Annotated in this window: 3 protein-coding genes; 2 read left to right on the top strand and 1 reads right to left on the bottom strand. The window is 75.2% G+C overall.

Features of this window, described 5'->3' with window-relative positions; all coding sequences use genetic code 11:
- Nucleotides 1-58: 58 nt before the first annotated feature.
- Nucleotides 59-1,093, bottom strand: a complete 1,035-nt coding sequence (locus ACIQ87_RS08210) for a 3-oxoacyl-ACP synthase III family protein (protein ID WP_402403297.1) — start codon at nucleotides 1,091-1,093, stop codon at nucleotides 59-61.
- A gap of 191 nt (nucleotides 1,094-1,284) precedes the next feature.
- Here ACIQ87_RS08210 and ACIQ87_RS08205 point away from each other — a divergent pair, with 191 nt between their 5' ends.
- Together ACIQ87_RS08205 and ACIQ87_RS08200 are read left to right on the top strand one after the other, a co-directional pair.
- Nucleotides 1,285-13,143: an SDR family NAD(P)-dependent oxidoreductase gene (locus ACIQ87_RS08205; protein WP_402403294.1), complete on the top strand. Its 11,859-nt coding sequence runs from the start codon at nucleotides 1,285-1,287 to the stop codon at nucleotides 13,141-13,143.
- Between the two features lie 119 nt (nucleotides 13,144-13,262).
- Complete coding sequence (locus tag ACIQ87_RS08200) at nucleotides 13,263-16,484, top strand: type I polyketide synthase (RefSeq protein ID WP_402403291.1); 3,222 nt, start codon at nucleotides 13,263-13,265, stop codon at nucleotides 16,482-16,484.

The raw sequence follows: 16,484 nt of genomic DNA, 5'->3' as shown, positions 1-16,484 counted from the left end.
AACACGAAGGAGCGGCGCGGACCGAAGGGTCCGCGCCGCTCCTTCGTCGTCGCCCCCGTCACACCACCTCGAGGACGAACCCGGCCTTGAGCCACTTGCTGGACTCCACCGACACCCCCAGCACCCGGTCGCCCTCGGCCAGCTGCGGCAGCGTCCGCTCCAGCTGGAAGAACGGCATGGCGTTGCCGGTGTTGGCGATGCGGTCGACCAGGCTGACCTCCTCCGCCGTCGGCATCCCCAGGGACTCCACGATCCGCTGGGTCATCCGCCCCGACAGCTGCGGCGGCAGCAGGTAGTCGACGTCGGTCGGCTCCCAGCCGAGGTCGCCGAGCAGCTCCTCCGCGATCTCCCGCGACATCACGGGCACGGACTGCTCGATCGCCTTGTAGTCCTCCTTGATGTACGCGCGGTCCGTCGCGTCGCGGTCCAGGGCGCCGGTCCACTCCACGATCTGGCCCGGCGCCCGGTCGAGGCCGGTCAGCCGGTTGAGCACCCGGCGGATCACCGGGGTGCCCGGCGCGGGCTCGGTGCTCAGCACGGCCGCCCCCGCGCCGTCGCCGAACAGCACGAAGTTCACCAGCTCCGCGGAGTCCAGCTTCGCGAGGTCGACGTCGGGGTCGAAGTGCCGGGAGCACAGCTCGCCGCCGATCACCAGCGCGGTCCTCTCCTCGCCCGCGAGCAGGAGTTTGCGGCCCACCTCCAGGGCCTGGAACGCGCCGGCGCAGCCGGACTGGAGCTGGTAGGTCGGCACGCCGTTGATGCCGAGCCGGTCCGCCACCAGGTTGACCGTGGCGGGCATCAGCTGGTCCGGAGTCGCCGTGCCGAGAACGAGCAGGTCGACGTCGCCCGGGCCGAGGCCGGCCGCGTCCAGGGCCCGCGCGGCGGCTTCGGTGCTCAGGTCCGCGAGCGAGGAGCGCAGCTTTCCGGTGGCCAGGTCGACCGAGAGGTGGCGGGCGCGGGTACCGACGAACGCGTCGACCCACTGCTCCCACACGGGGTCCATGCCGAAGTGGCGGGCCAGGCCCGCGTTGTCCAGCGGATCGCCGGGCAGCGCGGTGCCGGCCGACAGGATGTGAACGTCCGAGGCTTCCATGCCGGTCACCCTCGACCGCCCGGCTAAAGGCCCCCTTGGGTCTGTCTTCGCCCTCCCGCCCCGCGGACAGGGGCCGGCCCGGCGGTGGCGTCCGTCCCGTCCCTCCGGCTTTAGACCACGCTAAGCAGCCCGCAAGCACGTTCGGCGACGTTGCCGACCACGACCGTCTGGTACTTGCGAGGGATGGGTTCATGGCCACCAACGAAGCGAAGCTCCGGGACTACCTCAAGCGGGTCACCACCGACCTGCAGCAGACCCGGCAACGGCTGACCGACGCCCAGGCAGCGGCCCACGAGCCGATCGCCATCGTCGGCATCGGCTGCCGCTTCCCGGGTGACGTCCGCAGCCCCGAACAGCTGTGGCGCCTGCTGGAGGCCGGCGGCGACGCGGTGGGCGACTTCCCCGAGGGCCGCGGCTGGGACCTGGACACCCTGCACGTGCCCGACCCGGAGGCCGAGGCGCCCGCCAGCACCTACGTCGCCAAGGGCGGGTTCCTGTACGACGCCGACCGGTTCGACGCCGAGTTCTTCGGCATCAGCCCGCGCGAGGCCGAGGCCATGGAGCCGCAGCAGCGCGTGCTCCTGGAGACGGTCTGGGAGGCACTGGAACGGTCGACCATCGACCCGGACTCGCTGCGCGGCAGCGACACCGGCGTGTTCGTCGGGGCCATCGCCCAGGACTACGCCAGGCCCGAGGAGGTCCGCCCCGAGCTGGAGGGCTACCTCGTCACCAACACCTCCAGCGTCGCGTCCGGCCGGATCGCCTACACCCTGGGGCTGGAAGGCCCGGCGCTGACCATCGACACGGCCTGCTCCTCCTCGCTGGTGGCCCTGCACCTCGGCGTGCAGTCGCTGCGCCAGGGCGAGTGCGCACTCGCCCTGGCGGGCGGCATCACCGTGATGTCCTCCCCCGTGCTGTTCACCGAGTTCAGCAAGCAGCGCGGCCTCGCCCCGGACGGCCGCTGCAAGGCCTTCTCCGACGAGGCGGACGGCACCGGCTTCAGCGAGGGCGTGGGCCTCCTCGTCCTGGAGCGGCTCTCGGACGCCCGCCGCAACGGCCACCCCGTGCTGGCGGTCATCCGCGGCAGCGCCGTCAACCAGGACGGCGCCAGCAACGGTCTCACCGCGCCCAACGGCCCCAGCCAGGAACGCGTCATCCAGCAGGCACTCGACAACGGGCTGCTCACCGCCGACCAGGTGGACGCGGTCGAGGCGCACGGCACCGGCACCTCGCTCGGCGACCCGATCGAGGCCCAGGCGCTCCTCAACACCTACGGACGCGCCCATGGCGCCGAACAGCCGCTCTGGCTCGGCTCGATCAAGTCCAACCTCGGACACACCCAGGCGGCGGCGGGCGTCGCGGGCGTGATCAAGATGGTCATGGCGATGCGGAACGGCGTCCTGCCGCGCACCCTGCACGCCGAACAGCCGACCAGCCACGTCGACTGGTCCGACGGCACGATGCGGCTGCTCGACGAGGCACGGCCCTGGGACGTCGAGGACGAGCGTCCGCGCCGGGCCGCCGTGTCGTCCTTCGGCATCAGCGGCACCAACGCCCACCTCATCCTGGAGCAGGCCGACCCCGAACCCGACCACGAGGACACCGAACTCTCCCCGCTGCCCTGGCAGTTGTCGGCGAAGTCGGCACCGGCACTGCGCGAGCAGGCACAGCAGCTGGCCGAGTACCTGGAGCAGCGGCCCGAGGCGGACACCGTCGCGGCCGCCCACACCCTCGCCGCCCGTACCCGCTTCGACCACCGGGCGGTCGTGAGCGCGACCGACCGTGAGGGCCTGCTCGCCGCGTTGCGGGCACTGGCCGAGGACACCGAGGCCCCGGGGCTGGTCACCGGCACCGTCCGACCGGGCAAGACGGCGTTCCTGTTCACCGGACAGGGCAGCCAACGCCACGGCATGGGACGCGAACTCTACGAGGCCGTACCGGCGTTCGCCGCCTCACTCGACGAGACCGCCCGCCTCTTCACCCCCCACCTCGACCACCCGCTCGTCGACGTCCTCTGGGGCGACGACCCGGAACTCATCCACCAGACCGCGTACACCCAGGCCGCACTGTTCACCCTCCAGACCGCCCTCTACCGGACGCTGGAGCAGCAGGGCATCACGCCCGACTACCTCATCGGCCACTCCATCGGCGAAGTCACCGCCGCCCACCTCGCCGGCGTGTTCTCGCTGGAGGACGCCGTCACCCTGGTCGCCGCCCGCGGACGCCTCATGCAGTCCGCCCGCAACGACGGCACCATGTTCGCCATCCAGGCCACCGAGGACGAAGTCCGCGCCCAACTACGCCAAGGCGCCGACCTCGCCGCCGTCAACGCCCCCGACACCACCATCGTCTCGGGTGACGCCCCGGCGGTCGAGGCCGTCGCCGCGCACTTCGCCGCCCAGGGCCGGCGCACCACCCGTCTCCAGGTCAGCCACGCCTTCCACTCCCCCCACATGGAAGACATCCTCGAAGACTTCCAAGCCGCGATCGCCGACCTGACCTACGACGCGGCCCGGATCCCCGTCATCTCCAACCTCACCGCACAGCCCGTCACCACGGAACTCACCGACCCCGCCTACTGGGCCCGCCACATCCGCGAAGCCGTCCGCTTCCACCCCGGCATCCAGTACCTCGAAACCGCGGGCGTCACCCGTTACCTGGAGCTCGGCCCCGACACCACCCTCACCGCACTCACCCGTCAGAGCCTCACCACCGACGCCATCGCCGTCCCCGCCCTGCGCAAGAACACCCCCGAGGCACAGTCCTTCACCACCGCGCTCGCCACCCTCCACACCGCCGGCCACACCCCCACCACCTACCAGCCGGCCACCCCCATCCCTCACACCGACCTGCCGACCTATCCCTTCCAACAGCAGCGCTACTGGGTCGACCGGACCACCACGAAGCCGACCGACGTCACCGCCGCCGGCCTCGCCTCCGCCGGCCACCCGCTCCTCGGCGCCCTCATCACCCTCGCCGACAGCGACCAACTCGTCCTCACCGGACGCATCTCCACCACGACCCACCCCTGGCTCGGCGACCACACCATCGCCGGCTCGACCCTCCTGCCCGGAACCGCCTTCGTCGACCTCGCCCTCCACGCCGCCCAGCACACCGGCAGCGCCACCCTGGAGGACCTGACCCTCGCCGCTCCGCTGGTGCTGCGCGAGCAGCAGGCCGTGGACCTCCAACTCACCGTCGACGCACCGGACTCCGAAGGCCGGCGCGCGTTCACCATCCACTCGCGCGCGGACGAGGACCACCCCTGGACCCGTCACGCCACCGGCACCCTCACCCACACCACCGCCGACACCCCCCACACCCCCCACACCCCCGGCACCTGGCCCCCCGCCACCGCCACCCCCCTCGACCTCACCGACACCTACCACCACCTCACCGAACGCGGCTACACCTACGGCCCCGCCTTCCAAGGCCTCACCAAAGCCTGGCGCGACACCGACAACACCCTCCACGCAGAAATCACCCTCCCCACCGACCTCACCCCCGAAGGCCACACCCTCCACCCCGCCCTCCTCGACGCCACCCTCCACACCCTCCTCATCACCACCACCCCCGACACCCCCCTCCTCATCCCCTTCAACTGGACCGACACCACCCTCCACACCACCAACGCCACCACCCTCCACGCCACCCTCACCCCCACCACCCCCGACACCACCCACCTCACCATCACCGACCCCACCGGCACCCCCGTCCTCACCGTGGGCTCGTTGCACCTCCGGGCGGCCGACCTCACCCCGTCGGCCACCGCCGCCGACCCCGGCCTCGGCCTCTTCCGGGTCGACTGGCAGCCCGTCGCCACCCCGCCCGAGGCGGGGCGTGCCGTCACCCGTGCGGTGCTGGGCCAGGACGTGATCGGCGTCGTCGCGGCGCTCGGCGGGGACGTCCCGCTCCACGAGGACCTGAACGCGCTGCTCGCCGCCGGGCCCGTACCGGAGGAGGTGCTGTTCGCGGTCAGCCCCGGCCGGCCGCCGCGCGGCACGTACGTCCCGGTGGAGCTGGCCAGGGAGGCCCCGAGCCGAGTGCTGAAGGTCCTCCAGCAGTGGCTCGCGGACGAGCGGTTCAGGCGTTCGCGGCTGGTCGTGGTCACCCGCCACGCCGTCTCCACCCGCTACGACGAGACGATCCGGGACCAGAGCCTGGCGGTCTGGGGCCTGGTCCGCACGGCGGAGCGCGAACACCCCGGGCGGTTCCTGCTGGTCGACGTGGACCGGGACGAGGCCTCGCACCGGGCACTGGGCCAGGCGCTGACCGTCACCGGGGAGAACCAGCTCGCGCTGCGCCACGGCGCCGTACTCGCCGCCCGGCTCGGCCGGGAGGCCCCGGGGGGCCGGCTGGCGGAGCCCGCCGGGTCGGCCAACTGGCGCCTCGGCGCGGCGGTTCGGGGCACCCTGGACCATCTGGCGCTGCTGCCCGCCGAGGACCCGGACGCCCCGCTCGGCCCGGGTCAGGTGCGGGTCGGCATCCGGGCGGTGGGCCTGAACTTCCGCGACGTCCTGATCGCGCTGGGCCAGTACCCGGGCGAGGCCCCGATCGCCAGCGAGGGGGCCGGCTACGTCCTGGCGACCGGACCGGGGGTCGACGGGTTCGCTCCCGGAGACCGGGTGATGGGCCTGTTCGAGTCGGGCGCGGGCGGTCCGGTGGCGGACACCGACCAGCGGATGCTGACCAGGGTCCCCGGACACTGGTCCTTCACCCAGGCGGCCGGCGCGCCGGTGGTGTTCCTCACCGCTCTGTACGCGCTGCACGACCTCGGCGACTACCGGGCCGGCCAGTCCGTGCTCGTCCACTCGGCGGCGGGCGGCGTCGGCATGGCCGCGGCCCAGCTGGCCCGCGCCCGCGGCCTGGAGGTGTACGGCACCGCGAGCCCGGCCAAGTGGGACGCGCTGCGCTACCAGGGCTTCGACGACGCCCACCTGGCCAACTCCCGCACCCTGGAGTTCGAGCAGCGGATCCTGGACCTGACCGGGGGCCGCGGCGTGGACCTCGTGCTGGACGCGCTGGTGGGCGAGTTCGTGGACGCCTCGCTGCGGCTGCTGCCGCACGGCGGCCGGTTCCTGGAGATGGGCAAGGCCGACATCCGCGACCCCGAGCAGGTCGCACGGCAGCACCCGGGCGTGGTCTACCGGGCGTTCGACCTGATGGAGGCCGGACCGGACCGGATCGCCGAGCTGCTCGCGGAGCTGTCCGCGGGCTTCGAGTCCGGTCAGCTGCTGCCGCTGCCGGTGGAGGCCTGGGACGTGCACCGGGCCGGCGACGCCTTCCGCCGGCTGCGCCAGTCGCGCCACGTCGGCAAGGTGGTGCTGACCCTGGCCAAGCCGCTGGACCGCGACGGCACGGTACTGATCACCGGTGGCACCGGCACGCTGGGCGGCCTGCTCGCCCGCCACCTGGTCACCGAGCACGGCGTCCGGCACCTGCTGCTCACCAGCCGCCGGGGCCCCGACGCCCCCGGCGCCACCGAACTCGCCGCCGGTCTCTCGGCGTTGGGCGCCGAGGTGGAGATCGTCGCCGCCGACCCCGCCGACCGGGAGGCCGCCTTCGCCCTGGTCGGCTCGGTCGGGCCGGACCACCCGCTGACCGCCGTGATCCACGCGGCCGGGGTGCTGGACGACGGCACCATCGAGTCGATGACCCCGGAGCGGCTGGCCACGGTGGCCCGGCCCAAGCAGGACGCCGCCTGGCACCTCACCGACGCGGTACGGACCCTGGACCTGTCGGCCCTCGTGCTGTTCTCCTCCTTCGCGGGTGTGCTCGGCAACCCTGGTCAGTCCAACTACGCGGCCACCAACTCCTTCCTGGACGGCCTCGCGGCGTACCACCGCAGCAACGGCGTCCCCGGCGTCTCGCTCGCCTGGGGTCTGTGGGGCGCCGAGGCCGGGGACGGCTCCGGCGGCGGCATGGCGGGCGCGCTGGACGGCGGTGCGCTGTCCCGGATGGCCGCCGCCGGGTTCGCGCCGCTGGCCCCGGAGCAGGGCCTCGCCCTGTTCGACCAGGCGCTCGACCGCGACGAGCCGCTGCTCGTCCCGCTGCGGCTGGACCTCGCGGGGCTGCGCGCCCGCGCCGAGGACCGCTCGCTCGCGCCGCTGTTGCGCGGCCTGGTCCGCACCCCGCTCCGGCGTCCTGCGGTCACCGCTCGGGCGGCCACGGGCGGCGGCGGTTCGCTGGCCGACCGGCTGCGCGGGGTGGACGAGGCCGAACGGGACCGGCTGCTGCTCGCCCTGGTCCGGACCGAGGCCGCGGCCGTGCTGGGCCACGGCGGCGCCGAGTCCGTCGGGCCCGAGCGGGCGTTCAAGGACCTCGGCTTCGACTCGCTGACCTCGGTGGAGCTGCGCAACCGGATCAACAGCGCGACGGGGCTGCGGATGCCGTCCTCGCTGGTCTTCGACCACCCGACCCCGGCCGCCCTGGCGGGCCGGCTGCGCACCGAACTGCTGGACGAGGACGAGGCGGCGCCGGTGCGGGCCGTCGCGGTGCCGTCGGCCCCGGCCGAGGACGACCCGATCGCGATCGTCGGCATGGCCTGCCGCTTCGCCGGCGCGGTGACCTCGCCCGAGGAGCTGTGGCGGCTGGTGGCCGAGGGCCGGGACGGGATCACCGACTTCCCGGAGAACCGCGGCTGGGACACCGAGGCGCTGTACGACCCGGACCCGCAGCGGACCGGCACCTCGTACACCCGTCGCGGCGCCTTCCTGTCGGACGCCGACCGGTTCGACGCGGCCTTCTTCGGCATCAACCCGCGCGAGGCGACCGCGATGGACCCGCAGCAGCGCCTGCTGCTGGAGACCGCCTGGGAGGCCGTCGAGCGGGCGGGCATCGACCCGACCGCCCTGCGCGGCAGCGACACCGGGGTCTTCGCCGGCGTGGTCGCGGGCGACTACGTGACCAGGCTCGGGCACTCGCCGGAGAGCGTCGAGGGCTACCTGGCGACCGGGACGACGGCCAGCGTCGCCTCGGGCCGGATCGCCTACACCCTCGGCCTGGAGGGCCCGGCCGTGTCCGTGGACACCGCCTGCTCCTCCTCGCTGGTGGCGCTGCACCTGGCGGCGCAGTCCCTGCGGGCCGGCGAGTGCTCGCTCGCCCTGGCCGGCGGTGCGACCGTGCTCTCCGGGCCCACCAGCTTCGTGGAGTTCAGCCGCCAGCGCGCGCTGTCCGCCGACGGCGTGTGCAAGGCCTTCTCCGAGGACGCGGACGGCACCGGCTGGGGCGAGGGCGCGGGTCTGCTCCTCCTGGAGCGCCTGTCCGACGCCCGCCGCAACGGCCACCCCGTTCTCGCCCTGGTCCGGGGCACCGCCACCAACCAGGACGGCGCCAGCAACGGCCTGACCGCGCCGAACGGGCCCAGCCAGGAGCGGGTCATCCGCCAGGCCCTCGCCAACGCCCGGCTGACGGCCGACCAGGTGGACGCCGTCGAGGCCCACGGCACCGGCACCAGGCTCGGCGACCCCATCGAGGCGCAGGCCCTGCTGAACACCTACGGCCGCGCCCGCGACGCCGAACACCCGCTCTGGCTCGGCTCCCTGAAGACCAACGTCGGCCACACCATGGCGGCGGCGGGGGTCGGCGGCGTGATCAAGATGGTCATGGCGATGCGGCACGCGACCCTCCCGCGCACCCTGCACGTCAGCGAGCCCACCAGCCACGTCGACTGGTCCGGCGGCACCGTCCGGCTGCTCACCGAGGCGCGGCCCTGGCACCCCGAGGGCGACCGGCCGCGCCGCGCCGCCGTCTCCTCCTTCGGCATCAGCGGCACCAACGCCCACGTCGTCCTCGAACAGCCCGTCGAGGAGGCCGCGGAGCCGGCCACCGGGACGGCGGAGCTTCCGCTGCTGATCTCGGCCCGGAGCCCCGAGGCGCTGCGCGAGCAGGCCGGGCGGCTGACCGCCTTCCTGGCCGAGCGGCCCGAGCCGCGGCCCTCCGCCGTCGCCCGCGCCCTCGCCTCCCGCACCCGCTTCGACCACCGCGCCGTCGTCCTCGGCCAGGACCGCGAGAGCCTGCTCGCCGGACTGCGGGCGCTCGCCGACGGCGTGGAGACCCCGGGGGTGGTCACCGGCAGCACGGTCGGCGACCAGCCGGGCCGGGCCGTGTTCGTCTTCCCCGGCCAGGGCAGCCAGTGGGCCGCGATGGGCCGCGAACTGCTCGACTCCGACCCGGAGTTCGCCCGCTACCTGGGCGAGTGCGCCGCGGCGCTGGCCCCGCACACCGACTGGGACCTGCTGGAGGTGCTCACCGAGGCGCCCGGCGCGCCGGGCCTGGACCGGGTGGACGTGGTGCAGCCCGCGCTGTTCGCCATGATGGTCTCGCTGGCCAAGCTCTGGCGCCACCACGGGGTGGAGCCGGCCGCCGTGATCGGCCACTCCCAGGGCGAGATCGCCGCCGCCCACCTCGCGGGCGCGCTGAGCCTGGCGGACGCCGCCAGGATCGCCGCGCTGCGCAGCCGGGCCATCACCCGGCTGGCCGGGACCGGCGGCATGCTGTCCGTGCAGGCACCGGCCGCGACCGTCGCCGAGCGGCTCGCCGAGCGACTCGCCGATGAGCTTGGCAAGGGGCTCGGCAAGGGACTCGGCAAGGGCGAGGACGCGCACGTCGCCGCCGTGAACGGCCCTGCGGCGACCGTGGTGTCCGGGGCGCCGGAAGCGCTGGCGGCGCTCCGGGACGCCTTCGAGGCCGACGGCGTCCGGGCCCGGCTGATCCCGGTGGACTACGCCTCGCACTCCCCGCACGTGGACACGCTGGAGGAGGAGCTGCGGACGCTCCTGGCCGCCACCGCGCCCACCGCGGGCGACGTCCCGTTCTACTCGGCCGTCACCACCGAGCCGCTGGCGGGCACGGAGCTGGACGGTGCGTACTGGTTCCGCAACCTGCGCGAGCCGGTGCGCTTCGAGGAGACGGTGCGACGGCTGCTCGACGACGGGCACACCGCCTTCATCGAGGTCAGCCCGCACCCGGTGCTGACCACGGCGGTGCAGGACACCATCGAGGCCGCGGGCGCGACAGCCGTCGCGCTGGGCACCCTGCGGCGGGACCAGGGCGGTCCGGAGCGCTTCACGCTCTCGCTCGCCGAGGCGCACGTCAGCGGCACCTCCCCCGCCGCCTGGGCGCCCGCCACGCCCGCCGCGCCCGGCACCGCCGTACCGGAGCTGCCGACCTACCCGTTCCAGCGGGAACGCCACTGGCTGGAGGCGACGCACACGGCGGTGGACGCCGACGGTCTCGGCCTGGACCGGGCCGGGCACGCACTGCTCGGCGCGAGCGTGCCGCTCGCGGACGGCGACCAGCTGGTGCTGACCGGCCGGATCTCCGTCCCGACCCACCCCTGGCTGGCCGACCACGCCGTCGAGGGCACGGTGCTGCTGCCCGGCACGGCCTTCGTCGACCTCGCGCTGCACGCCGCCGAGCTCGCCGACCCGGAGGCCGAGGTGCCCGCCGTGGAGGACCTGGTGCTGGAGGCGCCGCTGGTGCTCGCCGGACGGGACGCGGTGACCCTCCAGGTCAGCGTCGGCGCTCCGGAGGAGGGCGGCCGACGGCCCGTCGGGGTGCACTCCCGGACGGCCGGCGCCCCCGGCTGGACCCGGCACGCCGCCGGCTTCCTCGCCCCCGGCGACCCGACGGCCCCCGGCAACCCGACGGCCCCCGGCGACCTGCCCTGGCCGCCGCCCGGTACCGAGGTCGACCTGTCGACGGCGTACGACGAACTGGCCACGCGGGGCTACGCGTACGGACCGGTGTTCCAGGGCCTGACCGGCCTGTGGCGCGACGGCACCGACCTGTACGCCGAGGTGACGCTGCCCGAGGACACCGACGCCACCGGCCACGCCGTGCATCCGGCGCTGCTGGACGCGGCGCTGCACGCGCTGGCGCTCGGAGCGCCGGACGGCGAGCAGGGCCCCCGGCTGCCGTTCTCCTTCGCCGGACTGCGGCTGTACGGGCGCGGCGCCACGGCGCTGCGGGTGCGGCTCACCCGGGCCCAGGACGGCACGGTGGCGCTGAGCGCCGCCGACGCCTCGGGCGCCCCGGTGGCCGGGCTGGCGGCGCTGGCGCTGCGGCCGGTGACGGCCGAGCAGCTCGCCGCGCTGCGAGCCGGCGCCGAGAGCGGCGCCCTGCCGCTGCACACCGTGGAGTGGACCGCGCTGCCCGCCGGCCCCGCCGCGCCCGCCCCGGCGCCGGGCGCCTGGGCGGTGCTCGCCGCCCCGGCCGTCGCCGACCTGCTCGGCGCCCCGGCCTTCACCGACCTGGCGGCGCTGCGCACGGCCGTCGAGGACGGCGCGGCGCCGGTCCCCGAGGTGGTGGTGGCCGCGCTGCCACCCCTGGCCGACTCCGGCCCGGAGGAGACCCGGGCCGCGCTCGGCGGGCTGCTCGCACTGCTGCGCAGCTGGCTGGACGACGAGCGCTTCGCCGCGTCGAGGCTGGTGCCGCTGGTGCCGGGCGGCGCCGCCGGGGACACCGGCGCGGCGACGCCCGCGGCGGCCGCACTGTGGGGCCTGCTGCGCACCGCGCGGACGGAGAACCCGGACCGGCTGGTGCTGGTGGACCTCGACCCGGCCGACGAGGCCGCCGTGCTGGCCCTGCCGACCGCCCTGGCCTCCGGCGAGTCCGAACTGGCCGTCCGGGCCGGCACGGTGTCCGTCCCCCGACTGGCCATCGCCCCGGCCGAGCCCGCCGACCACCCGTGGGCGGCCGCGGCCGACGGCACCGTCCTGATCACCGGCGCGACCGGCACCCTCGGCGCCCTGGTGGCCCGTCACCTGGTCACCGAGCACGGCGTCCGGCACCTGCTGCTGACCGGCCGGCGCGGCCCCGCGGCCCCCGGCGCCACGGAACTCGCCGAGGAGCTGGCCGAGTCGGGCGCCGAGGTGCGGATCGAGGCCTGCGACGCGTCCGACCGGGACGCCCTCAGCGCCCTGCTGGCCACCGTACCGGCCACCCGGCCGCTCACCGCGGTGGTGCACGCGGCCGGGGTCCTCGACGACGGCGTCCTGCAGTCGCTGACCCCGGAGCGGCTGGCCACCGTGCTGGCCGCGAAGGCCGACGCGGCCCGGCACCTGCACGAGCTGACCCGGGAGGCGCCGCTGTCGGCGTTCGTCCTGTTCTCCTCGCTCGCCGGGGTCACCGGTGCCGCCGGCCAGGCCAACTACGCCGCCGCCAACGCCTACCTGGACGGCCTGGCCCGACTGCGCGGCTCGCTGGGCCTGCCCGCCACCTCGGTGGCCTGGGGCCTGTGGGCGGACGCCAGCGGCCTGACCGGTCACCTGGACGCCCGGGAGCGGGACCGGATGGGCCGCACCGGCGTGGCACCGCTCTCGGCGCAGGACGGCCTCGGCCTGTTCGACCGGGCCCTGCGCTCCACCGCACCCGCCCTGGTCGCGGCCAGGCTGGACACCGGGGCGCTGCACCGCCAGGCGGCGGCCGGGCTGCTGCCCCCGCTGTTCGGCGGTCTGGTCCGGCGCACGGCGCGACGCGGCACCGTGCAGCCGGCCAGGTCGCTGGCCGAGCGGCTGGCGGCGGTGCCGCAGGCCCAGCGGGAACGGCTGGTGCTCGACCTGGTCCGGGACACCGCCGCGCTGGTCCTCGGGCACGCGGACTCCTCGGCGGTCGACGACGAGCAGTCCTTCAAGGAGCTGGGCTTCGACTCGCTGACGGCGGTGGAGTTCCGCAACCGGCTGAACGCGGCGACCGGCGTGCGGCTGCCCGCCACCGTCGTCTTCGACCACCCCTCGCCCGCGGCGCTGGCGGCCCGGCTGCTCACCGAGGCGGAGCCCGCCCGGTCCGCCGCCTCGGCACCGGAGTTCGGCGGATCGGCGCTGGCGGGACTGGACGCGCTGGAGAAGCTCCTGGTGCGCGCACCCGAGGAGGACCCGGCGACCCGGGCGGAGATCGGCCGCAGGCTGCGCGAGTTGCTGCGCGGCTGGGAGTCGGAGCAGACCGGCGGCGCGGAGCCCGACGTGGCCTCACGCATCCAGTCCGCCTCGGCCGCCGAGATCCTCGATCTGATCGACAGCGAGTTCCGCGGGAAGGGCGGATCGCGATGACCAAGGACCCGGCACCTCCCACAACCCCGACCACTCCCACAACCCCGACCCCGACCCCTCCCACGACCCCTCCCACGGCCCCGGAACGAACGACTGCGGAAGAGACGGCGAGCACACCGATGAGCAACGAGGAGAAGCTGGTCGACTACCTCAAGTGGGTCACCGCCGACCTGCACGAGACGCGGCAACGGCTCGCGGAGCTGGAGGCGGCCGCCCAGGAGCCGGTCGCGATCGTCGGGATCGGCTGCCGCTACCCGGGCGGCGTCCGCGGCCCCGAGGACCTCTGGCGGATCGTCGACTCCGGCACGGACGTCATCGGGGACTTCCCCGACGGGCGGGGCTGGGACGTCGACACGCTGTACGACGCCGACCCGGACCGGCCCGGCACCTCGTACACCCGCCACGGCGCCTTCCTCCCGGACGCCGCCGAGTTCGACGCCGGCTTCTTCGGGCTGAGCCCGCGCGAGGCCCTGGCCACCGACCCGCAGCACCGGCTGCTGCTGGAGACCGCCTGGGAGGCCCTCGAACACGCCGGGCTGGACCCGCACACCCTGCGGGGCAGCCGGACCGGGGTGTTCGCCGGCCTGATGTACAGCGACTACGCGGCCCGGCTTCCGTACGTCCCCGAGGAGTTGGAGGGGTTCATCGGCAACGGCACGGCGCCGTCGGTGGCCACCGGTCGGATCTCGTACACCTTCGGCTTCGAGGGCCCGGCGGTCACCGTGGACACCGCCTGCTCCTCCTCGCTGGTCGCGCTGCACCTGGCGGTGCAGTCGCTGCGGCAGGGCGAGTGCTCGCTCGCCCTGGCCGGGGGCGCCACGGTGCTGAGCACACCGGGCCTGTTCACCGAGTTCAGCCGCCAGCGCGGGCTGTCCGCCGACGGCCGCTGCAAGTCCTTCGCGGCCTCCGCGGACGGTACGGGCTTCGGTGAGGGCGTGGCGCTGCTCGTACTGGAGCGGCTGTCCGACGCCCGCCGCAACGGGCACCGGGTGCTGGCGGTGGTCCGCGGCAGCGCCGTCAACCAGGACGGCGCCAGCAACGGCCTCACCGCCCCCAACGGCCCGGCCCAGGAGGCGGTGATCCGCCAGGCGCTGGCCAACGCCCGCCTCACCCCGCAGGACGTGGACGCGGTCGAGGGGCACGGCACCGGCACCACGCTGGGCGACCCGATCGAGGCCCAGGCGCTGGTCAACACCTACGGCCGTGAGCGCGACCCGGGACGACCGCTGTGGCTGGGCGCCCTCAAGTCGAACATCGGGCACACCCAGGCCGCGGCCGGGGTGGCGGGCATCATCAAGGTGGTGATGGCGCTCCGGAACGGACGCCTGCCACGGACCCTGCACGTGGACGAGCCGAGTCCGCACGTCGACTGGACCGGTGGGGTGCGGCTGCTGACCGAGCCGCGGCCCTGGCCGGCCGCCGAGCGCCCGCGCCGCGCCGCGGTGTCCTCCTTCGGGATCAGCGGCACCAACGCGCACGTGATCGTGGAGGAGGCGCCGGCCGTCGAGTCCGCACCGGCGGAGGCGGCGGAAGCCGGCGAAGCCACCGGTGCGCCGTTCCCGCTGGTGCCGTGGGTGTTGTCCGGACAGGGCCGCCCCGCCCTCGCCGGGCAGGCCGCCCGGCTGCTCGACCACCTGCGCGCGCGCCCCTCGTACGAGCCCGCCGAGGTGGCCCGGGCCCTGACCGCCCGCAGCGCGTTCAAGGACCGCGCGGTGGTGGTCGGCGAGGACCGCGCGGAACTGCTGCGCGGCCTGGAGGCCCTCGCCGCGGGTGGCGCGGCGGCGTCGGTGGTCACCGGGCGGGCGGAGCGCGGGGCCGGGACGGCGTTCCTGTTCACCGGCCAGGGCAGCCAGCGGCTCGGCATGGGCCGGGAACTGTACGGCAGCCACCCCGAGTTCACCGCCGCCTTCGACGAGGTGTGCGCGCTGTTCGACCGACGGCTGGAACGGCCGCTGCGCGAGGTGGTGTTCGCCGCGCCCCGCACCCCGGAGGCGGAGCTGCTGCACAGCACCCGCTACGCCCAGGCGGCACTGTTCGCGCTGGAGACCTCGCTGTACCGGGTGCTGGAACACCACGGCCTGGTCCCGGACTTCGTGCTCGGACACTCGGTCGGCGAGGTGGCCGCGGCCCACGCGGCCGGGGTGCTGGACCTGGCGGACGCGGTGACCCTGGTCGACGAGCGTTCCCGGCTGATGCAGTCGGCCCGCTCGGACGGCACGATGCTGTCGGTGCAGGCCTCCGAGGAGGAGGTCCGCGCGTTCCTGGACGCGGACGGCGGCGGACGCTTCGCCGGGCGGCTGGAGATCGCGGCGGTCAACGGCCCGCAGGCGGTGGTGCTCTCCGGTGACACCGATGCCGCCGCCGAGGCCCTGGCGCACTGGCGCGGCAACGGCCGCAAGACCAAGCGGCTGCGGGTCAGCCACGCCTTCCACTCCCCGCACATGGACGGCATCCTGGCGGAGTTCGGCCGCGCGATCGCGGGCCTGACGTTCCGACCGCCGACAGTCCCGCTGGTGTCCGACCTGACCGGACGACCGGGCACCGCGGAGGAGTTGGGCAGCCCCGAGTACTGGGTGCGGCAGGTGCGCGGGACGGTCCGCTTCCACGCGGGCGTCCAGTACCTGGCCGGGCAGGGGGTGCGGATCCTGCTGGAGCTCGGACCGGACGGGGTGCTGTCGGCGATGGCCGGGCAGAGCCTGCCCGCCGAACCACTGGTCCTCACCCCGGTGTTGCGCGCCGACCGCCCGGAGGGGCGGTCCCTGCTGGCCGCGCTCGGCCTGGCCTGGGCCCACGGCCGGCCGGTGGACTGGCACCGCCCCGTCCCCGCGGACGGCACCGGCGCGCTGCCGCTGCCGACCTACGCCTTCCAGCGCCGCGGCTACTGGCTGCACGGCCCCGCCCGGCAGGCCGACCCGGCCTCCGGGCGGGCCGCCTCGACCCCGGCGCCGGACGGTTCCCCCGTGCCCCCCGAAGCGCTCGGGGAGCACGTCGACGCCCCCGGGGGGACCGTCCTGCGCCGGCAACTCGCCGCCCTGGAGGCCGACGCGGAGCGCGAGACGCTGCTGCTCGACCTGGTACGGGGCTCGGCCGCCTCGGTGCTGGGGCACGAGTCGATCGAGGAGATCGCGGCCGACGTCTCCTTCCTGGACGCCGGATTCACGTCCTTCACCGGCCTGGAACTGCGCAACCTGCTCTGCGCGGCGACCGGCCTGGACCTGCCCGCGGTGGTCGCCTTCGAGCACCCGACCCCGGCGGGCCTGGCGAAGCGGCTGCTCACCGAGCTGACCGAGCTGACCGAGGAGGCGTCCACCGCCGGGGAGGACGGGTCGGCCGACGGGTAG

Source organism: Kitasatospora sp. NPDC096204 (genome assembly GCF_044763205.1).
Lineage (GTDB): Bacteria > Actinomycetota > Actinomycetes > Streptomycetales > Streptomycetaceae > Kitasatospora.
The sequence above is the reverse complement of the archived record's forward strand: the minus strand, read 5'-3'. Positions and strand labels throughout refer to the sequence as shown.